15 protein-coding genes and 2 pseudogenes are annotated in these 20,256 nt (G+C 65.1%); 7 read left to right on the top strand and 10 right to left on the bottom strand.

What is annotated here, in order from left to right; genetic code table 11:
- Positions 1-18 precede the first annotated feature (18 nt).
- From mgrA to IAG41_RS16245, 4 genes are read left to right on the top strand one after another with little or no spacing between them, the layout of a single operon-like run.
- Positions 19-1,062: an L-glyceraldehyde 3-phosphate reductase gene (mgrA, locus tag IAG41_RS16260; protein ID WP_187729724.1), complete on the top strand. Its 1,044-nt coding sequence runs from the start codon at positions 19-21 to the stop codon at positions 1,060-1,062.
- A 14-nt stretch (positions 1,063-1,076) separates the two neighbouring features.
- The gene (locus tag IAG41_RS16255) at positions 1,077-1,541 is read left to right on the top strand and encodes a GreA/GreB family elongation factor (protein WP_187729723.1); all 465 of its coding nucleotides are present in this window, start codon (positions 1,077-1,079) and stop codon (positions 1,539-1,541) included.
- A 3-nt stretch (positions 1,542-1,544) separates the two neighbouring features.
- Entirely contained in the window at positions 1,545-2,012 is a 468-nt protein-coding gene (locus IAG41_RS16250; RefSeq protein WP_187729722.1) for a YbaK/EbsC family protein, read from the top strand.
- A gap of 29 nt (positions 2,013-2,041) precedes the next feature.
- The gene (locus IAG41_RS16245) at positions 2,042-2,401 is read left to right on the top strand and encodes a DUF1428 domain-containing protein (protein WP_187729721.1); all 360 of its coding nucleotides are present in this window, start codon (positions 2,042-2,044) and stop codon (positions 2,399-2,401) included.
- A gap of 1 nt (position 2,402) precedes the next feature.
- On the opposite strand, the gene dinB is transcribed toward IAG41_RS16245, so the two are convergent.
- A complete protein-coding gene (dinB, locus tag IAG41_RS16240) occupies positions 2,403-3,482 on the bottom strand; it encodes a DNA polymerase IV (protein WP_187729720.1) in 1,080 nt (359 codons plus the stop codon).
- A gap of 105 nt (positions 3,483-3,587) precedes the next feature.
- On the opposite strand from dinB, the pseudogene IAG41_RS23315 reads away from it, so the two are divergent.
- A pseudogene (locus IAG41_RS23315) lies at positions 3,588-4,133 on the top strand (transposase); the annotation flags it as partial.
- A 24-nt stretch (positions 4,134-4,157) separates the two neighbouring features.
- Here the strand turns inward: IAG41_RS23315 and IAG41_RS23555 are convergent.
- The 9 genes and pseudogenes from IAG41_RS23555 to IAG41_RS16190 all read right to left on the bottom strand — a co-directional run bounded on the left by IAG41_RS23555 (position 4,158) and on the right by IAG41_RS16190 (position 16,376).
- A complete protein-coding gene (locus tag IAG41_RS23555; protein WP_187729718.1) occupies positions 4,158-4,814 on the bottom strand; it encodes a FadR/GntR family transcriptional regulator in 657 nt (218 codons plus the stop codon).
- 607 nt (positions 4,815-5,421) lie between these two features.
- Complete coding sequence (locus tag IAG41_RS16225) at positions 5,422-7,425, bottom strand: MGH1-like glycoside hydrolase domain-containing protein (protein WP_187729717.1); 2,004 nt, start codon at positions 7,423-7,425, stop codon at positions 5,422-5,424.
- Positions 7,426-7,436: 11 nt separating this feature from the next.
- Positions 7,437-8,465 (bottom strand): annotated as a pseudogene (locus IAG41_RS16220) (family 43 glycosylhydrolase); the annotation flags it as partial.
- Between the two features lie 14 nt (positions 8,466-8,479).
- Positions 8,480-9,526: an arabinan endo-1,5-alpha-L-arabinosidase gene (locus IAG41_RS16215; RefSeq protein ID WP_187729715.1), complete on the bottom strand. Its 1,047-nt coding sequence runs from the start codon at positions 9,524-9,526 to the stop codon at positions 8,480-8,482.
- Between the two features lie 3 nt (positions 9,527-9,529).
- Positions 9,530-11,080 carry an alpha-N-arabinofuranosidase gene (locus tag IAG41_RS16210; protein WP_187729714.1) on the bottom strand — a complete coding sequence of 517 codons (1,551 nt, stop codon included), beginning with the start codon at positions 11,078-11,080 and terminating at the stop codon, positions 9,530-9,532.
- Between the two features lie 2 nt (positions 11,081-11,082).
- Complete coding sequence (gene araD1, locus IAG41_RS16205; RefSeq protein ID WP_187729713.1) at positions 11,083-12,075, bottom strand: AraD1 family protein; 993 nt, start codon at positions 12,073-12,075, stop codon at positions 11,083-11,085.
- 31 nt (positions 12,076-12,106) lie between these two features.
- On the bottom strand, positions 12,107-13,411 hold the full coding sequence (locus IAG41_RS16200; protein ID WP_187729712.1) for a sugar MFS transporter: 1,305 nt from the start codon (positions 13,409-13,411) through the stop codon (positions 12,107-12,109).
- 59 nt (positions 13,412-13,470) lie between these two features.
- Positions 13,471-14,607, bottom strand: a complete 1,137-nt coding sequence (locus IAG41_RS16195) for an aldose epimerase family protein (RefSeq protein WP_187729711.1) — start codon at positions 14,605-14,607, stop codon at positions 13,471-13,473.
- Between the two features lie 38 nt (positions 14,608-14,645).
- A complete protein-coding gene (locus tag IAG41_RS16190; protein WP_410468096.1) occupies positions 14,646-16,376 on the bottom strand; it encodes an IlvD/Edd family dehydratase in 1,731 nt (576 codons plus the stop codon).
- Between the two features lie 320 nt (positions 16,377-16,696).
- Here IAG41_RS16190 and IAG41_RS16185 point away from each other — a divergent pair, with 320 nt between their 5' ends.
- Together IAG41_RS16185 and IAG41_RS16180 are read left to right on the top strand one after the other, a co-directional pair.
- Positions 16,697-19,483 (top strand): TonB-dependent receptor, encoded by a 2,787-nt coding sequence (locus IAG41_RS16185; RefSeq protein WP_187729709.1) that lies wholly within the window; start codon positions 16,697-16,699, stop codon positions 19,481-19,483.
- 20 nt (positions 19,484-19,503) lie between these two features.
- Positions 19,504-20,049, top strand: a complete 546-nt coding sequence (locus IAG41_RS16180) for a hypothetical protein (protein WP_187729708.1) — start codon at positions 19,504-19,506, stop codon at positions 20,047-20,049.
- Positions 20,050-20,256: the final 207 nt, after the last annotated feature.

Genomic DNA, 20,256 nt, shown 5'->3' with positions numbered 1-20,256 from the left:
TAACGCGGAGTTTTACCCATGCCTTTCCCGACACCCTGGACCGCCGATCCCGCCCGCTATGACGGGCGCATGCCCTATCGCCGCACCGGCCGCTCGGGGCTTGACCTGCCGGCGATCAGCCTCGGCCTCTGGCAGAATTTCGGCGGCACCGACGTGTTCGAGACCGGCCGGGCGATGCTCCGCCGCGCCTTCGACCGCGGCGTCACCCATTTCGATCTCGCGAACAATTATGGCCCGCCTTATGGCTCCGCCGAGGAGAATTTCGGCCGGGTGATGGCGGCCGATTTCGCCCAGCACCGCGACGAGCTGGTGATCTCGACCAAGGCCGGATGGGACATGTGGCCCGGGCCCTATGGCGATGTCGGCGGCAGCCGGAAGTACCTCATCGCCTCGTGTGACCAGAGCCTCAAGCGGATGGGCGTCGATTATGTCGACATCTTCTATTCGCACCGCGTCGATCCGAAGACCCCGCTCGAGGAGACGATGGGGGCGCTCGCGCACCTCCACCGCCAGGGCAAGGCACTCTATGTCGGCATCTCCTCCTATTCGCCCGAGCTTACCCGCCAGGCCGCGGCGATCCTGGCCGAATACAAGGTGCCTTTGCTCATCCACCAGCCGAGCTATTCGATGCTCAATCGCTGGGTGGAGGAAGCGCTGCTCGATACGCTGGGCGAGCTCGGTACCGGCTGCATCGCCTTCTCGCCGCTCGCGCAGGGCATGCTGACCGCGAAGTACCTGAACGGCGTACCCCAGGATGCCCGCGCGGCCAAGGGCGGCTCGCTCAACCAGCGGCTGCTGTCCGACGAGAACATCGTCCGCATTCGCGCGCTCAACGATATCGCGCAGCGGCGCGGCCAGACGCTGGCGCAGATGGCGATCGCCTGGGTGCTGCGTGATCCACGCGTCACTTCGGCGCTGGTCGGCGCGCGCACCGTCGAGCAGCTCGACAATTCGCTCGATGCCGTGAACAACCTGGAATTTTCGGCGGAAGAGCTCGCCGAGATCGATCGCCATGCAACCGAAGGCGCGATCGATCTTTGGAAAGTATCATCCACCCTTTAGGATTTGCCACAGAAATGAGTGTCGCATTCCGTCGCGAGAGTGACGAGGAACATAAGGAACCGAAGTTCGAACTGCCGCTGCCGTCCGGTCCCAATCTGGTGACCGCGCACGGGCTGGCGCTGACCGAGGCCAAGGTGGCCGAGCTCGAAGGCGCGGTGGCGGCCGAGCGCGAGGAGGAGCCGCGCGAAGTGCTCAAGCGCGAGCTGCGGTACTGGAAAACGCGCCGCGCCACCGCCCAGATCGCCCCGCCGCCTGAGGAAGGCGTGGCCGGAATCGGGTCGCGCGTCCGCATCCGGCTGGCGGGCAAGGAGCGGGTGATCGACATCGTCGGCCATGACGAGGCCGATCCCAATGCCGATCGCATCGCCTTCTCCGCGCCGCTCGCGCACGCGCTGCTCGGCGGCTGGGAAGGCGAGCGCGTTGATTTCGGCGGCAAGGCCGAGGCGATCGAAATCATCGCCGTGGATGCTATCCCTTAAGGCATGAGCTTCGAATCCGCCCGGGCCTGGCTGGCCGAACATGCGCCCGACATCGCGATCATCGATCAGGGCGCCAGTACCGCTACCGTCGCCGAGGCGGCAGAGGCGCTTGGTGTCGAACCGGCGCGGATCGCCAAGACGCTGGCGTTGCGCGTGAACGAGACAGTGCTGCTCGTCGTCGCGCGCGGCGACGCGCGGCTCGACAATGCCAAGAGCAAGGCCGAGTTCGGCGGCCGCCCGCGCATGCTCGATCCAGAGGAGACGCTGGCGCTCACCGGCCACGCCGTGGGCGGTGTCTGCCCCTTCGGGCTGGCGACACCGCTGCCGGTCTATTGCGACAGCTCGCTGAGTGTATTCGCGACAGTCTTTCCAGCGGCGGGATCGCGGACAAGCTCGGTCGAAGTCGCGCCGGATCGGTTGGCGGCCCTGGTTTCGCAACGCTGGGTGGATGTCTGCAAATTGCCGGACTAGTCTCGACGCCTGTCGAAGGAGTCCGAACCATGTATGTCGCAGGCCTCGTGATCCCTGTACCCGCGGAGAAGATGGAAGCCTATCGCAGATGGGCCGAAGACGGGGCGCGGATCTTCATGGAATATGGCTGCCTGGAGATCGTCGAATCCTGGGAGGACTATGTTCCCGACGGCAAGCACACCGACTTCCGCCGCGCGGTCGATGCACGCCAAGGCGAGAAGATCGTCTTCACCTGGCAGATCTGGCCCGACAAGGAGAGCTTGGACCGCGCCGAAGCCCGGATGCACGAGGACGGCGCGCTCGACGTGACCGGGGAAATACCGTTCGACGCTGCGCGCATGATCCTCGGCTGCTTCACACCGATCCATACGATGGGACGCGAGAACTAGGTCAGGCCTGGCCGAACGGCAGCTCCGCCGCCGCCTCGTCCCGCGCCTCGAAGTTCGACACCGTCACCCCCACCAACCTTATCCCCTTGGGCGTCGGCAGCACCGATCGGATCAGCAACAGACTCGTCTCGCGCAGCAGCGCATAGGTGTCGACCAATCCTGATACGCTGCGGCTGCGGGTGATCTGCTGGAAGTCGCCATATTTGATCTTCACGGTCACCGTTCGCCCGAACGCCTGCGCCTTCTCGCACCACGCCCAGACGTCGTCGGCCATGCGCAGCACACCGACCTCGATCTCCACATCCTCGAGAAGGTCGCGATCGAAGGTCGTCTCCGAACCAGAGGACTTGCGCACTTGGTCCGGCCGCACCGGCCGATCGTCCTCGCCGCGCGAGATCGCGTGATACCAGCTCGCGGCGCTGCCGAAATGCTCGCGCAGGAAGTCGATCGACCGCCCGCGCAGGTCCGCGCCCGTCTCGATCCCCAGCGCCAGCATTTTCCGGGCCGTCACCGGCCCCACACCATGGAAGCGCGACACCGGCAGCGTCTCCACCCATGCCGCGCCCATATCGGGCGTCACCGCGAACTGGCCGTTGGGCTTGCGCTGGTCCGAGGCGAGCTTGGCGAGAAACTTGTTGTACGAGATGCCGGCCGAGGCGGTGAGTCCGGTCTCCTCAAGGATCCGCGCGCGGATCTCTTTGGCGGTCGCCCAGGCGGTCGGAAGCCCGCGCAGATTCTCGGTTACGTCGAGATAGGCCTCGTCGAGCGAGAGCGGTTGAATCAGCGGCGTATACTCCGCGAAGATCGCATGAATCTGCTTCGAGACCGCGCGATAGACGTCGAAGCGCGGCCGCACGAACACCAGTTCCGGGCAACGCCGCAGCGCCGTCACCGAAGGCAGTGCCGATCGCACCCCGAACTTGCGCGCCTCATAGCTCGCCGCCGCCACCACGCCACGCGCCGCGGCATAGCCGACCGCCACCGGACGACCCTTGAGCGCCGGATCGTCACGCTGCTCCACCGACGCATAGAACGCGTCCATGTCGACATGGATGATCTTGCGCACTGGTGCGGCGTCCATCGCCGTCTTCTAGCGCGGTATGAACAGAGAGGGAACGCCCATATAGGCGCCATGTGCACCCAGATGCGGAAGGGTGGATGGTGCCCGGGGACGGAGTCGAATTCGGGCCTGCCCGTGATCTGCGTTGAGACCCGGCACATGAAGTCGCTGCTGAAGGCGCAGCAGGTCAACAAGTCCGACCGGCACGATGCGCGCGGCATCGCCCAGATGATGCGTGTCGGCTTGTTCAAGCCGGTGCACGTCAAGACTCTGGCGAGCCAGGAGAAGCGGATGCTGCTGACCGCGCGCAAGCTGGTTCAGCGCAAGATGCTTGATGTCGATGCCGATCTGCGCGGCACGTTGCGCAACTTCGGCCTGAAGGTCGGCGTGGTTGGCAATGCCGGGTTCGAGACGCGTGTCCGTGAGTTGGTCGAGGGGCTGCCGAGACTGGCCGTCATTGTCGAGCCATTGCTGACCATCCGGCGCGTCATGCGGCAAGAGTTCACCAGGCTGCACAAGATGCTGCTCGATGTCGTCCGTCACGATCCCGTCTGTCGGCGGCTGATGACGGCTCCTGGCGTCGGGGCCGTCGTCGCTCTCACCTACCGTGCGACCGTCGATCAGCCGCAGCGCTTCGTCCATTCGAGGGCGGTGGGCGGCCATGTTGGCCTACTTGGGCTGAGTTGGCCGGTCGAGCTAAGTATTGTCGGCGGGCAGTTCGCCCACCTTCGCGCCGAAGCCAATCATATCAGCCATCAGCTTGGCGGCGCGCTCCGCGTCCTTGCTTGCAATCGCCTCGTGCAGTTCTTCGTGCCGCGCAAGTGCCTCTTCGCGAAGCGCACTTTTCTCCAGCGGAAGCAGGAGCGTCGCACAAACCAGCGCTGTCTCGATGACGCCCGCAAACGATCCCAGGATAAAATTCCCGGAAGCGTTGGCCACTGCCCGATGAAATTGCAGGTCGGCCTGTGCGAACAGGCGCCGGTTCCCGACTGCCTCGCGCATCCGTCGAACACTATCCGCCATGGCTGCAAGATCCGCGGGAGTCGCGCGCTCCGCCGCCAGCCGCGCGGCGAAGGGCTCAACGGCGAGGCGAGCTTCCCGAAGCGACCGCAGCAGGTCGGCATCGAGTCCGACGTCGATCCGCCAGGCAAGGACGTCGGAATCGAAGAAATTCCAGTGCTGGCGTTCTCGGACAGTGGTGCCGACACGGGTTTTGGAACGCGTCAGGCCCTTGGCCGATAGGACCTTGACCGCCTCGCGCAAGACAGTTCTGGATACCCCAAATCGGGCAAGAACCTCTTCCTCCGGGGGGAGTTTTTCTCCAGGCGCGATCGCGCCTGAGAGAATGTCCATGCCGAGCGCTCGAGCGACTTGTCCGGTCGCAGACCCCAAAACCGCATCCGCGGGTCGCGCCGCTATGATCTCCGCCACGGCAATCGAACCGCGCGTGGAAGAAGGTGCGATATCGTCGCCCAAAGCTGGCGGCGATGGGTGGGCAGGCAAGCGTGGTTTCGCGCGTGTCTTGCTCTCGGAACGATGACCCAAACTTTCCCCCAAACTCAAAAGCGACAATCAATCGCGCCCTATAGACCAGCGTGTTCGAGCCCGGGAGCGCTCCTCGCGCTCCAATGACGGGCGTGCGCGACGAGGCCTGGACTCATCCACATCATCGTGCCGTGCCTCCACGATCTGTCAGCATATTTGCCCCGCAGGATCGCGCTGGCGCGGCGACCGCATCGTTCTGTGCGGTTTTGGCCGATAGGTCAAAGTGAAGGCGCATAAAGGCCGAATAAGTGTCAGCATCCGTTCCAAGATTCGCACCGCGCAAGATCATTTTGTCGACTTGAGTCCGCCTTGAGTCGCAAAATGCCGTCGGACGCGCGGCTGGTCGCTATCTGGGGAATCTTGTGGCGACCCAGGGTCGTTTGGCCCGTTGAACTAAAGCTGGAATCCAATCGGCTCAGAACAATTTCAGCTCGACAAGCCTGACCGCGAAGCCGGTCGAAGGGTTGAAAACCACTCTTACCTTGCTGGATTGAACGGGAGTCCAGCGGGCGTTGGTGACGCCGTTCGCCAAAGGTCGCTCCATGGTGGCAGATAGGTCACGCCAACCATTGGGTGTCATCCTCTGGAACCGATACGCGCTCGGAGCTGCGAACCGGTGGCCGTCCCCAAAGAAGGCAAGTTCTGCGCGTTCGATTTGGCGCACTTCGCCCAGGTCGATCGCAAACCATTGCTCTGCGGCTGATGGTGCCGACGACCAGCCATTGGCGATCTCGGGATAGAACCATATGCGCCCGTCGATGGCATCGTGCAGCGCCTCCGGATCGGTATTGCTCGAGGCGTCGGCGCGCGGAAACCCGCCGCGGACGAGTTGCACGGCCTGATTGATCGGCCGGACGATCGGCCCGGGCGCGACCCGAGCGAGGGGAACGGCAAGGCGTCCGAGAGTCGGTCGGCGTGCAATCAACTTGCCGTCGACTTCGATTGACAGACCGGAGGAGCCGAAGCGGCGCCCGTCGGCATCCCAGGTCACCGATACGAGATGCCCGTGATAGGGTACATCCTGTGCCCGGAACCAGCGCATCGCCTTCGCATCCGATAGCAGCGGGTTCACCTCCAGCATATCGTCCGCGCGCGGGCGTATCCCGACAAGGCCGGACAGGATCAGGTCGACATAGCCCGAATGGAAATAATGGTGGCTGCGGGCGAGGCCGACGATCGGGCGGCCGGTATCGGGATGATAATCCTCCTCGATATCAAGCCGGCCGGCCTGATAGTGCATCGCCGCATATTGCCGCAGCAGCCGCAGATAATCGCTGCGACTGATCACCGACTGGTGATAGTCGTTGAGCAGGTTGGCCAGGGCGAGCAGCACCTGGGTCGTCTGGAAGGGCCAGACCGGACCGTTCCATTGGCATTCCGGCGCTGTCCCGTCGTAGCGATACTGCCGCATATAATATTCGTAGCTCGGGCCGACGGTCCGCAGCCCGGCGGCACCGGCGAATTCGGCGGGAGAGAGCAGGTGCTTCCATGCCGAGGCATAGCGCGGATCGTCGTCGGGCAGGTTGAACGTCCAGGGGACATAGCCGACCAGTTCGCGCCCGCGGATCGGCTCCCAATATTTCACGTGCTCGTTGCTGACCTTGTAGCGATCGGCGAAATGGTCGAGGCGCGGCTGCCACAGCGCGTCCTGGACCCGAGCCCTCAGCGCAGTGGCGCGCCCCTCAAACTCCGTCGCCATCGCCTCGTTCCCGGCAAGCGCGGCGAGGCGGGCGAGCGCGCGCGCATTGGCGAACATGTAGGCGTTGATCGACGGGCGGAATGCGTCGCCGCCGCGAAACCCGTCCTTGCCGCCCGACGCGTCGATCGACGAGATCGTATATTCGGTCGCGTCGAGAAGCGGCTCGATCCAGTAGAGTCCCTTGCTCCAGTCGAACCGGTCGTCCCAGGCCCGGTACAGGTGACGCATGGTGGAGAGATGATGGATCGCCTCGGTCCGGTCGCCGTCGACGAGGAAGCGGCCATAAACCGCGTCGGCCAAATAGTCGGAGAAATGGCGGTCGTTCCCGCCCTCGTACATATAGTCGATATAGTCTGCGGCGTAGCGCCGGTCGCGCAGCCAGCGGGTCTCGCCGAGATGGAAGCCGGTGGCGTCGTTGAGGGTGGCAAAGGGCTCGCGCTGCCAGGGCACGTCGTCGAGGAACTCGGTCGTGACATAGCCCTGCGCGCCGAGATCGCGCTGGTGCGCCCGGACGATCGACCAGCGGTAATAATAGACCGCGTCGATGGCCGGATCGGCGGATTCGAAGAAGGGGATGTTGTCGCGATACCAGGCGGCGTCGTTGCCGAAGCGCGCGGTGGCGATCCGGGCAGCGTCCAGCGTCGGCCCGGCAGCCGCAGCGTGCGCGGCGACGATTGCAAACGTCAGCGCAGCTGCGACCATGCTGGCGACTTTCCGCATGCCTATAGCCGCAGCGTGCCGTTGCGCACCGGCACGCCGAAGTCGGGCGTTCCATCCGCGCGGTAATGGATCGGTTGCACTCGCGTGTGGCGATTGGGGTCGAACAGCGGGTCGCCCTTGATCTCGCGATAGTCGCGCGCGTGATAGACCAACATGTCGCGGCCCCGCTCGTCGACGGTGAAGCTGTTGTGGCCTGGTCCCCAGACATTGTTGGCGGGCGACGAGGCGAATACCGGCACCGGCGACTTGGACCAGACGACGGGGTCCATAATGTCCGCGTCGGCGCGGGTCGTCAGCATCCCCATGCAGTACCGGGCGTCGGTCGCGCTCGCCGAATAGGTCAGGAACACGCGGCCGTGCCGCTCCAGAAAGGCGGGCGCTTCATTGACCTTGAACCCCTGAATCTCCCAGTCGAGCGTCGGCACGGAGAGCCGCGCCGGTTTCGCGGCCAGCGTCAGCGGGGTAGCGAGCGGAGCGAGGTAGAGGTTGGAGTTGGTCTCGATCCCCGGTTCGCGCTGCGCCCAGCACAGGTAGCGCGTGCCGCGGTGCACGAAGCTGGTCGAATCCAGGTTGAAGCTGTCCCATGGCGTCTCGAGCTGGCCCAACACCGACCAGCGCCCCGCCATCGGATCCTGGCCGTCGCAGACAAGGGCATAGGTGCGGATGCGGAACACATCCTCGCCGCCGCCACTGGGGCCGGCGGCGAAATACAGGATCCAGCGCCCATCTATGTGATGCAGTTCGGGCGCCCAGATGAAGCCGGACATTGGTCCGGTGGCGAGGTGGCGCCACAGTTCCTGCTCGTGTGCGGTTGCCAGTCCGGCGATCGTGCGCGCGCGGCGCAACACGACGCGATCATATTCGGGCACCGAGCCCGTCATGTAATAGTGGCCGTCGATGTGCCGGAAGACCTGGGCGTCGGCGCGCTGGCGGACGAGTGGGTTGACGATCGTCGCCGGCTTACGGCGCTGCGCCATGGCGGGACTGGCCGCCACCGCGGCGGCACCCGCCAGGAACAGGCGGCGTGAAAAATCCTCCATGGCGGCTCTCTCCCTTATTGGCCCTCGGCGACCGGCCAGCCGTCCGCACCCCAGCGCAGGGGCGCGATGCGCAGCGTGGGCACGCCTTTGTTTTCGCGATCATAGGCATGGTAGACGACGTAATCGGTGCCGTCGGCGTCGCGGAAATGGCCGGGATGGCCGGGACCTCGGAAGCGCTGCTTCTCCTGGAGATCGGCGCGCAGCAGGATCGTGCCGCCGCCCGCCAGCATCGAGCTGCCGTCCTTGCCGCGATACGGCCCCTCCACCGTCTTCGATCGCGCGACCACGGTGTAATAGGTGCTGTTCACACCCTTGCAGCAATAGTCGTAGGACGCGAGCAGCCAATAATAACCGCCATGCGCGAAGATATAGGGTGCCTCGACGATCGAGGGCGCGCCAGCGGGCACCGGACGCGAGGCGAGCGCGCGCGGCTTGGCACTCGGCTTCAGCGGCTTGCCGGTGCGCGGATCGAGTTCGAAGAGCTTGAGCCCGGTCCAGAAGCTGCCGAGCGAGAGCCAGTGCCGCCCGCTCTTGTCGGCGAAGAAGGCAGGATCGATCGCGTTATAGTCGTCGACCGGGGTCGACAGGACTACGAGCCCCTCGTCGCGCCAGCCATAACCGGGCGCTGTAGGATCCAGCGTCGGGCTCGTCGCAAGCCCGATCGCCGAGCGGTTCGATCCGAACGTCGATACGGCATAATAAAGCCGGTAGCGGCCGTTCACGTAAGCGATGTCGGGGGCCCAGATGTTCTTCGCGCCGGGGACTGCCTTGACTGCCCAGTCAGGCAATCGTTCGAACGGCGGCGTGCCCTTTTCCCATTGCACCAGGTCGCGCGAGGTGCGCGACGCGATGAGGCCCTGACTGCCCGGCCCGAGCCCCGTCGAGAAGACGTGATAAATGTCACCCTCGCGGATGATGACAGGGTCGTGGACCGGGGTGAGGTCTCCGTTCAGCCGCGCATTGAGGGTGCCGCTCGCCAAACCGACAGGCGCCGTCTGCGCCGAAGCGCCGGCCGACGCGAGGGCGAAGACGGCGACGGCAAAAGCGCGCTTGATCGCCATCGCTCAGCGCAGCTCTAGCATCACGACCGACTTGGCCGGCAGCCTGACGGTGAGCACGTCCCCCGTGATCGCTGCGCCGTCGAACGCACGCGGCGTCACTGCCTCGGGCGCATCGAAGCTGTTGAGCGCATTCATCTGCGGCGCGGTGAGCACCTGCCCGGTCGCCGTGGTGGGGTGTATTCCCGCCAGCGTCGCCGATACGGTGTTGGCGCGATTGGGATCAAGATTGGCGAGCGCGACACGCACCACTCCGTCCTTGCCGCGCACCGCCGAGGCGCTGACCGCCGGCATCGTCCACTTGTCCTTGTTGTACCAGGGCGACTTGACGTCGATCGGCAGGACCGTGCCGTCCATGTACGGCTTGTACATCGCGAAGACGTGATAGGTCGGCGTCAGCACCATCTTCGCACCGTCGGTCAGCACCATCGCCTGGAGCACGTTGACCATCTGCGCGATCGCGCTGAGCTTCACCCGATCGGCATGCTTGGCGAAGATGTTGAGGTTGACCGCCGCGACCAGCGCGTCGCGCAGCGTGTTCTGCTGGCGCAGGAAGCCGGGATTGGTGCCCGGATCGCCGGCATACCAAGTGCCCCATTCGTCGACCGCGAGCCAGATGCGCTTGCCCGGATCATATTTGTCCATGATGGCTGTGTGTCGGGTGATCAGATCGTCCATGCGGAGCGCTTCGGACAATGTTTCCGCCCAGGCCGCCTCGTCGAACTCCGTCGCCGAAGCGCGCGGCGGCCAGCCGCCGGGGACGGTGTAATAATGGAGCGACATGCCGTCGATCTGGCCGGCCGCCTCCCGGATCAGCGTCTCGGTCCATTTATAGTCATCGACATTGGCGCCCGCGGCGATCTTCATGATCCGGGTGCCCTTGGGCGCCTTGATGAAGGTCGCGTAGCGGCGCGTGAGATCCGCGGCATATTCGGCGCGCATATTGCCGCCGCAGCCCCACAGCTCGTTGCCGACGCCGAAATAGGGCACCGCCCAAGGCTGCTTGCGGCCGTTGCGCGCGCGCTCGTCGGCGAGGCTGCCGGCGGGCGAGGTCATGTACTCGACCCACTCCGCCATTTCTTGGGGGCTGCCGTTGCCGACATTGCCGGCGACATAGGCTTCGGCGCCGATCTGCTCGGTCAGGTCGAAGAATTCGTGTGTGCCGACGGTGTTCGGCTCGGTGACGCCGCCCCAATGGGTGTTGATCTTAACCGGGCGCTTCGATCGCGGGCCAATGCCCTCGCGCCAGTGATATTCATCGGCGAAACAGCCGCCGGGCCAGCGCACCACCGGCACGCCGAGCCGCTTCAGCGCGGCGACCACGTCGTTTCGAAAGCCGCGGGTATTGGGGATCTTCGATTTCTCGCCGACCCACAGCCCGCCATAGATGCCGTTGCCGAGATGCTCGGCAAACTGGGTGAAGATGCGCCGGTCATAGGTCGGACCCGGCGTATCGGCATGGACGGTGACCTGCGTTTCCGGCGTCTCCTGTGCAGCGGCGGGTGCGGTGATCGCGCTCGTCAAGAGCAACGCGGCGGCAAGGTGGATCGGGTTCATTATCACAGCACCTTGACGACGGACGGGGCGGGTTCGGCGCGTGTGAGCGGGTTGCGCAAGGGCAGGGTGAAAGGCGCCGCCTCGATTTCGAACACGTCGCCGACCTCGGTTTTCACCCCGTCGGAGAAGGACAGCGTCGCGGTGCCGAAGAAATGGACATGCACGTCGCCGGGGCGCCGGAACAAGTCGTATTTGAAATGATGCGCCTCGAGATTGGCGAGGCTGTGCGACATGTTCGCCTCGCCGCTCAGGAACGGCTTCTCCCAAATGGTCGCACCGTCGCGAACGATCCGGCTGGTTCCCTCGACATGATCGGGCGGAGTGCCGACGAGCAGTTCAGGGCCGAGCGACGCCTGGCGCAGCTTCGAATGGGCGAGCCACAGATAATTGTGCCGCTCGGTGACGTGGTCGCTGAACTCGTTGCCGAGACAGAGGCCGAGGCGGAACGGCGTGCCGTCGGGTCCGATCAGATAGATGCCGGCGAGTTCGGGCTCCTCGCCGCCGTCCTTGGCGAAGGCGGGCATGGCGAACGGCGCGCCCGGTGCGACCAGGCCCGAGCCGTCGCCCTTGTAGAACCATTCGGGTTGCTGGCCGGTCTCGCCGGGCGCTGGCTTGCCGCCCGCCACGCCCTCCAGGAACATCCGCATCGAATCGGTCTGCTTCTCCGCCTCTGCCGCGGCGCGGTGCATCTTGTCGCGCCCCTCCGCGGAACCGAGATGGGTGAGGCCGGTGCCGGTCATCACCAAATGCGCCGGGTCGTCATGGTCGATCGGCGAGAGCAGGCGCCCGGCGGCGAGCTCGGCGGCCGGATCGACAGCGTCGCCGCGTCCGCATGCCTCGACTGCTGCGGCCAGGCCCTGCCCCGCCGCGATCGCGCGATTGGCCAGCTCGCGGACGCTCCCGACGCCGCTGACGAACCGGGCACCATTGTCGTCGGCGGCGATCACGCTCCGCGCACCCGTGGCGCTTCGATGTTGCAACAGGCGCAGTGCCATTTCGATCTCCGGTAGAAGGTTGATTGAGGGGTCAGGCGATCGGCCGGTCAGGCAGCGCGTGCGTCGGCTTGGAGCCCCACACGGCATAAAACAGCACGTAGAGTGCGCAGGCCGTTGTAATCAGGAAGCCCCAGTGCAGCCCGTAAGCGTCACCGATCTTGCCTTGGATCGAGGCGAGCGCCCCGCCCGCGATCGACATGATGAGCAGGCCCGACCCTTCCTCGGTCAGCGGGCCGAGCCCGCGGATCGCCAGCGCAAAGATGGCGGGAAACATGATCGAGAGGCCCAGCCCGACGGTGATCAGGCCGTACATCGCCGCCGGCCCGGTTACGAACACCGCGACCAGCGAGCCCGCGATCGCGATCAGTGCGAACAACGCCAGCACCCGCTCCGGGGCGATCTTGCGCATCAGCGCCGCGCCGGCGAACCGTCCGAGCATCATCCCGCCCCAGAACAGTATGAGGTAAGATGCCGCATGCTCTTGCGTCAGGTTGGCGACGTCCGGCTGCGAGACGAAGTTGATGAAGTAGCTGCCGACGCCGATCTCCGCGAGCACGCACAGCGCGATGCCGACGCAGCCCAGGATCAGATTGCGGTGGTGGAACAGCGAGAGGCCGCGCCGGGCCTCGGCAGAGGCGCGCGAGGTCGCCGCGCCGAGCGCGGGAAGCTTGGCGCGCATGATCAGGACGGCGAGGAAGGCCAGCACGACCGCGACGATCAGATAGGGCAGCTCGGTCGCCTGTGCGTCGGCCATGCGCTGCGCTTCGGTGAGCTGGGTGCCGTGAGCCGTCGTGCCCGCAGTGGTGCGCGCGAGGATGAGATATTTGCCGAACACGATCGCCAGCACGTCGCCGGTGGTGTTGAACGCCTGCACCAAGGTGAGGCGCGTCTCCGAGCTTTCCGGCGGGCCGATCACAGCAACATAGGGGTTCGCGGCGACCTGCAGCAGCGCGATGCCGCAGGACACGACGAACAGCGACGCGACGGTGACCTCATAGGAGATGAGATAGGCGGCGAGGATCATGCCAAGCGAACCGACTGTCATGACCAGCAGCCCGGTGGTCAGCGCCCGCTGATAGCCGATCTGCTCGATGAGCTTTGCGGCCGGGATCGAGGCAAGCAGGTAGCCGATGAACCACACCGACTCGATCAGCCCGGTCTGGAAGTAGCTGAGCTCGAACACGCTGCGCAGATGCGGCAGCAGCGTGCCGTTGATGACGCTGATGAACCCCCACATGAAGAAGAGGGTGGCAAGCAGTACGAGCGCGGGGCGATAGCCTTGGCCCGCGCCCGGTGCCGCGCCCGCGGCGGAGATGGTTGAACTGGGCAGGGCCATGTGGCGATCCTCTCATGCGCGGGGCCCCGTCGCTGCGGGCCCCCGATATGTCGTTGCGGTCAGCGCTGCGTGAACAGCTTGTAGGTCATCGTGTTGCGATAGGTCTGGCCCGGGTCGAGCCGGACCGACGGGAACCGCGGCTGGTTGGGCGCATCGGGGAAGAGCTGCGGCTCCATCACGATGGCGTCGCCCATCCGATAGATATGGCCCTTCTTGCCGACGACCGTCCCGTCGAAGAAATTGCCCGAGTAGAATTGCAGGCCGGGCTGGTTCGACCATAATTCATAGCCGCGCCCCGACACCGGCTCGACCACCCGGGCCATCAGATGCTCGGTCGGGGTGACGGCGTCGCCGATCACCCAATTATGGTCGTAGCCGCGGCCATAGACGATTTGCGGATCGCGCCCGTCGCGGACGCGATTGCCGATTGTGGTGGGCTTGCGGAAATCGAACACCGTTCCCGCGACGGACACGTTGCGGCCGAGTGGAATCGAAGTGTCGTCTGTCGGCGTGTACCGGTCGGCGGGAATGGTCACGACATGCCCCATCGCGCCGCGCGGGCTGCCGACCCCGGCGAGGTTCCAATAGGCATGGTTGGAGATGTTGACGACGGTCGGGCGGTCGGTGGTCGCGCGATATTCGATCTTGAGCTGGTTCTGCTCGTCGAGCGAATAAGTGGCATAGGTGGTGAGCGTGCCCGGATAGCCCATGTCGCCGTCCGGGCTGACATAGCGCAACGTCACCGAAGCGACGGGTCCGCTCTTCACGTCGGTGACTTCCCACAGCACCTTGTCGAAACCCTTGGTGCCCCCGTGCAGCGAGTTCGGGCCGTTGTTGACTGGCGTGGTGTAGGTGCGGCCATCGAAGGTGAAGCGACCCTTGGCGATGCGGTTCGCAACACGGCCAACGGTGGCGCCGAAGAATTCGGGCTTGGCGAGATAGCCATCGAGCGTGTCGTAGCCGATCTGGACATCCTCGCGCTTGCCGGCCTTGTCGGGCATCCACAGCGCTTGGAGCGAGGCGCCGAGCGCGATCACGGTCGCCGAGACGCCGCGGCCATTGGTCAGCGTGACCGCGGCGACCGGGCGGCCGTCGGGCATCTTGCCGAAAGTCGATCGCTTTGCATCGGCGGCGAGCGCGGGGCTTGCGACGACGGTGGCGGCGAGCGCCGTCGCCAGGATGGTTGCTCGGTTCATGATCCCTCTCCTTTATATTTTCAGCCCGGGCAGCGTGTTCAGTGGCTGTCGCGCGGCAGGCCGCGCGTCTGCGCGATCCGCTGATATTTGACCGCCGGCTCGAGCACCGCGCCCGTGTCGAACTGGCCGACCAGGTTGCGCTGGATCTCCTGCCAGGGTGTCTGGGATTCGGGGATCAGCGCATGCTCGATCGCGGCGAGATCCCGCCGGCGGCGGGTAATCTCTTCGTCATCGAGCAGCATGTTCGCGGTGCGATTGTTGAGATCGATCCGTACCCGGTCGCCGGTGCGCAGCAATGCGAGCCCGCCGCCGACCGCCGCCTCGGGCGAGGCGTTGAGGATCGACGGGCTGCCGCTCGTTCCCGACTGACGTCCGTCGCCGATGCACGGCAGCGCATGGACGCCGGCGCGGATCAAGGCCGCGGGCGGCCGCATATTGACCACTTCGGCGCCGCCCGGATAGCCGACCGGCCCGGCGCCCCGGATCACCAGGATCGTACACGCGTCGATATCGAGCGACGGGTCGTCGATCCGGTGATGATAATCCTCGGGTCCGTCGAACACGACGACCTTGCCCTCGAAAGCGCCCGGATGATCGGGATCGGAAAGGTAGCGCTCGCGAAACTCGTCGGAGATGACCGAAAGCTTCATCACCGCACCCTCGAACAGATTGCCGGTAAGCACCGACAGCCCCGCACCCCGCATCAGCGGGTCGCTCAACGGCCGGATAACATCGGTATCCTCGATCACCGCGTCCGACACATTCTCCGCGATGGTGCGGCCGTTGACCGTCGGCGCCGATCCGTCGAGCATGCCGGCACGGAGCAGTTCGCCCATCACCGCGGGAACGCCGCCCGCGCGATAATAATCCTCGCCCAGATAGGTGCCGGCGGGCTGCAGGTTGACGAGCAAGGGCACGTCGGCGCCGTGCTCCTCCCAGTCCGCTAGCGAGAGCTCAACGCCGATGTGGCGCGCGATCGCGTTCAGGTGGATCGGCGCGTTGGTCGATCCGCCGATCGCCGAATTGACCCGGATCGCGTTGAGAAAAGCGGCGCGCGTCAGGATGTCCGAGGGCTTGCGGTCGGCCGCGACCATCTCGACGATCCGCCGCCCGGTCTCCCAGGCGCATTCCTGCCGGTCGCGATAGGGCGCGGGGATCGCCGCCGATCCCGGCAGCGACATGCCCAGCGCCTCGGTCAGCGAGTTCATCGTCGTGGCCGTTCCCATCGTGTTGCAGAAGCCCGTCGACGGGGCAGAACTGGCGACGAGCTTGATGAAACCGGGATAATCGATCTCGCCGGCGGCCAGCATCTGCCGCGCCTTCCACACAATCGTGCCCGATCCGGTCCGCTCGCCCTTGAACCAGCCGTTCAGCATCGGGCCGACTGACAGCGCGATCGCGGGGATGTTGACCGTCGCCGCCGCCATCAGCGCGGCGGGCGTGGTCTTGTCGCACCCGATCGTCAGCACGACGCCGTCGAGCGGGTAACCGTACAGCACCTCCACCAGGCCGAGATAGGCAAGGTTGCGGTCTAGCCCGGCGGTCGGGCGCTTGCCGGTTTCCTGGATCGGGTGGGTCGGGAACTCGAATGCTATGCCACCAGCGTCGCGGATGCCTTCCCGCACCCGCTCGGCGAGGACGAGGTGATGGCGGTTGCATGGCACGAGGTCGCTGCCCGACTGTGCGATGCCGATGATCGGGCGCCCGGACTGAATCTCTTCGAGGCTGATTCCGAAGTTTAGGTACCGCTCCACATAGAGCGCGGTCATGTCGGGATTGTGCGGATTGTCGAACCAGGCGCGCGAGCGCAGCTGCTTCGAGGTGACCGTCGAGTGGGTCACTCGCGCCAACCCATATTCGTCGTCCGCATATGCTCGCCCTCCTCTGCTCGGGGTCGCGCGAACAAGGCTGCAACCCGCGGCATCATCGCGGATTCGTCTGCCGCGTTGGCGCTACCTAGCCCGCATTTGTTTTGGGCGGCAAGGTCTGTATAATATATCTGATAAATAAGTATTGCCCGACAAGAAGGGCCACTCTATCAAACAAGTAACCGCGCGACACGACGCGGTTTAAACAAGGGGAGAGGATTATGAGGGCGAAGGCACTTTTGTGCGGATCTGCGGCGACTCTGGCGCTGGCTTTGGCTGGGCTGTCATCCGCAATGGCGCAAACCCAGGCGCAGGATGCACCCAAGCCGGCCGCTGCTTCCGATCAGAGCGTCGATCCGGCGTCGCCGGATCAGTCCGTTCAGGTGACACCTGAAGAGGATGCCGGCATCACCGTCACCGGCCTGCGTCGCAGCCTGGAATCGGCACAGGCGATCAAGAAGAATTCGGACGGCATCGTCGACGCGATCGTCGCCGAGGATATCGGCAAGCTGCCCGACACCTTCGCATCCTCGGCGCTGCAGCGTGTCGCCGGCGTGACGGTCACGCGCGGCGGCGGCGAGTCCGCGGGCGTTACGGTTCGCGGCCTGCCCGACCTCACCACCACCTATAACGGCCGTCAGATCTTCACCGCCGAGGGCCGCTACGTCCAGATTCAGGATTTTCCCGCCGGCACGGTCGCGGCGCTGGAGGTCTACAAGTCCGGCACCGCGAACCAGATCGAGGGCGGTATCGCCGGCTCGATCAACGTGCGCGGGCGCAAGCCGTTCGACTTTGACGGTTTCGAACTCTCGGGCTCGCTCAACGGCGTGCTGTCGCAGCAGTCCGAAAAGATCGCCCCGAATGGCAACCTCCTGATCAGCGACCGCTGGGACACCGGCATCGGCGAAATGGGCGCGCTGCTCAACGTGAGCTATGTCGGGATCAACTTCCTCGATTCGACGCGCGAGCAGTCGCTGGTGATTGCCACCACCGACGCGGGCAACGCGCCCGGCGTGCAGCCCGGGCTGCGTTTCCCCGACGCACAGGGCATCTTCCAGGGCTATGGCGATCGCTGGCGTCCGTCGGCCAACGCCGCCTTCCAGTGGAAGCCCACCCCCGAGCTCGAAATCTATGCCGACGGCCTTTTCCAGGGTTTCCGCTCGAAGGATTACAACCGCTGGATGTTCATCCCGATCTTTGGCGCCCTCAATCTGTCGAACGTGACGGTAATCCCCGGCACCAACCAGATCAGGAGCGCGACGGTCAGCGGCGCGGCGAATCCCGATGGCTGGACGGGCTCGTTCAACGGCAAGACCGACACTTACCAGGCCGGTGGTGGCGCGATCTGGAAGAAGGATCGCCTGCAAATCTCGGCCGACCTGGCCTATACCGATAGCCAATACACTGCGAACAACGTCAACGTCGATTACGCAGTCACAGGCCCGTCGATACGCAATGTCGTGTTCGAAGCTTCGAAGGATGGCGGGCCGACGCAGACCTTCGTCAATTTCGATATCAACAATCCCGCCAGTTTCCTCAGCCGCGGCCTTTGGCAGGAACTGACGGTGGTGAACGGCAAGGACTGGCAGGCGCGTGCGGACTTGTCCTACGATCTCGACGTCGGCCCCCTGAAACGGCTGCAGTTCGGCGTGCGTTACGGCGATCGCAAGGCCGGGCGCGACTACGGCAACTGGTACGCAAATGGTCAAGGGGTAGGCGTCCCGATGACCTCGCTTCCCGGGGCAGTCGTCAAGACCAGCCTGCCGGGCTTCACGTACAACGAAGAGATGCCCAACGTCTTCTATGCCGCGATCACACGCGACAGCATCCGCGATAATCTGGTCCAGCTGCGCTCCTTCTTCGGGGCACCTGCGGGTACGCCGGCCTTTTTCCCGTCCGACAATTTCCGTGCCAATGAGAAATCCTATGCCGCTTATGGGCAGCTGAAATACGGTTTCGACCTGGGCAGCACCGTCATCGACGGCCTCGTCGGCCTGCGCGCGATCAAGACAAAGACGCGGATCGACGGCTTCTCGCGCGTCGAGGCTACCGGCGGCGCGGTCACCTTCCCGGCCGTCAGCGCCGAGAGCGAATACACCGATTATCTGCCGAACGTCAGCACGCGGATTGCCTTCAGCGACAAGCTGCAGCTGCGCCTTGCTTATACCCAGACGCGCACCCGGCCGAATTTCTTCGATCTTCGTCCGAACACGTCGCTGGGTCAGCCGGTGATCATCACGGATCCGGTCGATCCCTGTTTCGACCCCGCTAACGCGACCCCTCAATGCGTGGAACGGCGGCGTCGCGGCGGGTCGGCCGGCAATCCCAACCTGAAACCGCTCACGGCGGACAACTACGATGCGAGCTTCGAATATTACTTCTCGCGGACGGGCTCGTTCACCGCGGCGATCTTCCGGCACGATGCCGAAGGGTTCCTCGCGACGGTGGATGATCGTTCCGCGGCTGGTCTTCGCATCGCTCGGCCGGTGAACCTGGGCAAGACTCGGCTGCAAGGCGCCGAGGTGTCGTTCACCAGCTTCCTTGACATCGACGGGCTCCCGGAATGGGTGAAGGGCTTAGGTATCCAGGCCAACGGCACCTATATCGACGCCAAGGGTGACCTCATCCCGGACTTCGCGAGGACGTACAACAACGAGCAGCAAGCTTTCCCAGGCGTGTCGAAATGGGCGGGCAACATCATCGCGCTGTACGAGCGGCCGCAATTCTCGGCACGGGTCGCCTATAATTATCGATCCAAGTTCGTGAACTATTACAGCCTCGAGCCGCTCGATCCGATCGCGCACGCAGTCACCGAGAAGGGCCGCGGCCAGCTCGACCTGTCGACGTCGATCACGCCGGTTCCCAACGTCACGATCGCGTTCGACGTGGTGAATGTGCTGGGCAATCCGTTGCAGCGCTATCGCCAGTACAACACCGGCGACAGCTATACGCGGCAGGTGATCTACCTCGAGCGGGCTTACTCGCTCGGCGTTCGGTTCCGCTTCTGACCGCGTGGGGAGGAAGGCTCATGTTGCGCCAACTCGTCCCCACGCTTGCTCTCCTCGCCGTCGCTTCCACAGCGGCGGCGCAGGAGGCGCAAAGCGCTTCCGACCGGATCGTCAACGATCCACGCGTATCGGCGCTCACGCCCTACGGCCTCAACCTTCCACCGACGATCCGCAGCGACAAGACGGTGCAGTTCGGCAAGGCGTTGCGTATCTCGCTGGCCGGGCATCCGGATTTCTGGCGCATCGGCGTGATCTCGCCGACGCTCAAGCCGGTCAAAAAGGGCGATCGGATCGTCATCGCCTTCTGGGCGCGCGCGGAGAAAACCGAGAATGGCGCGTCCGGCAGGATCGGCCGCGTCCAGCTGGAGGCGACACCGGTGATCCGCACGATCTTCGAACAGGCGTTCGACATCGGCCCGGATTGGAAGATGTACCAGCTGAAGGGCGTCGCGGACCGGGATTATAAGCCCGGGGAGCTCAATGCGGCGCTGCACCTCGATTCCGCCAAGCAGGTGCTCGACCTCGGGCCGGTGTTCGTCCTCGATTACGGCACGGCAGGGCAATGACGGCCCTGATCGCACGCTCAAATGCTCGACCGCCCACCGCGGCGAAGGAACACTAAAATGAAGAGATTAATCCTGATCCTCGCGGCGTTGCTGGTGGCGGTGCCGGCCCAGGCCCGCGAGCAATGGACCAAGGTGCAGGCGAACGCCTGGCAGGAGAAGCAGCCCTGGCTGGTCGGCTCGAACTACACCCCGGCCAGCGCGATCAAT

The organism is Sphingomonas sp. JC676, from assembly GCF_014489075.1.
Classification (GTDB): Bacteria; Pseudomonadota; Alphaproteobacteria; order Sphingomonadales; family Sphingomonadaceae; genus Sphingomonas.
The sequence above is the reverse complement of the archived record's forward strand: the minus strand, read 5'-3'. Positions and strand labels throughout refer to the sequence as shown.

What these genes read in the sequence shown, in the direction of transcription:
- mgrA (WP_187729724.1), top strand. Translation starts at nt 19, where the DNA reads ATGCCTTTCCCGACACCCTGGACCGCCGATCCCGCCCGCTATGACGGG.
- IAG41_RS16255 (WP_187729723.1), top strand. Translation starts at nt 1,077, where the DNA reads ATGAGTGTCGCATTCCGTCGCGAGAGTGACGAGGAACATAAGGAACCG.
- IAG41_RS16250 (WP_187729722.1), top strand. Translation starts at nt 1,545, where the DNA reads ATGAGCTTCGAATCCGCCCGGGCCTGGCTGGCCGAACATGCGCCCGAC.
- IAG41_RS16245 (WP_187729721.1), top strand. Translation starts at nt 2,042, where the DNA reads ATGTATGTCGCAGGCCTCGTGATCCCTGTACCCGCGGAGAAGATGGAA.
- dinB (WP_187729720.1), bottom strand. Translation starts at nt 3,482, where the DNA reads ATGGACGCCGCACCAGTGCGCAAGATCATCCATGTCGACATGGACGCG.
- IAG41_RS23555 (WP_187729718.1), bottom strand. Translation starts at nt 4,814, where the DNA reads ATGGACATTCTCTCAGGCGCGATCGCGCCTGGAGAAAAACTCCCCCCG.
- IAG41_RS16225 (WP_187729717.1), bottom strand. Translation starts at nt 7,425, where the DNA reads ATGCGGAAAGTCGCCAGCATGGTCGCAGCTGCGCTGACGTTTGCAATC.
- IAG41_RS16215 (WP_187729715.1), bottom strand. Translation starts at nt 9,526, where the DNA reads ATGGCGATCAAGCGCGCTTTTGCCGTCGCCGTCTTCGCCCTCGCGTCG.
- IAG41_RS16210 (WP_187729714.1), bottom strand. Translation starts at nt 11,080, where the DNA reads ATGAACCCGATCCACCTTGCCGCCGCGTTGCTCTTGACGAGCGCGATC.
- araD1 (WP_187729713.1), bottom strand. Translation starts at nt 12,075, where the DNA reads ATGGCACTGCGCCTGTTGCAACATCGAAGCGCCACGGGTGCGCGGAGC.
- IAG41_RS16200 (WP_187729712.1), bottom strand. Translation starts at nt 13,411, where the DNA reads ATGGCCCTGCCCAGTTCAACCATCTCCGCCGCGGGCGCGGCACCGGGC.
- IAG41_RS16195 (WP_187729711.1), bottom strand. Translation starts at nt 14,607, where the DNA reads ATGAACCGAGCAACCATCCTGGCGACGGCGCTCGCCGCCACCGTCGTC.
- IAG41_RS16190 (WP_410468096.1), bottom strand. Translation starts at nt 16,376, where the DNA reads ATGACCGCGCTCTATGTGGAGCGGTACCTAAACTTCGGAATCAGCCTC.
- IAG41_RS16185 (WP_187729709.1), top strand. Translation starts at nt 16,697, where the DNA reads ATGAGGGCGAAGGCACTTTTGTGCGGATCTGCGGCGACTCTGGCGCTG.
- IAG41_RS16180 (WP_187729708.1), top strand. Translation starts at nt 19,504, where the DNA reads ATGTTGCGCCAACTCGTCCCCACGCTTGCTCTCCTCGCCGTCGCTTCC.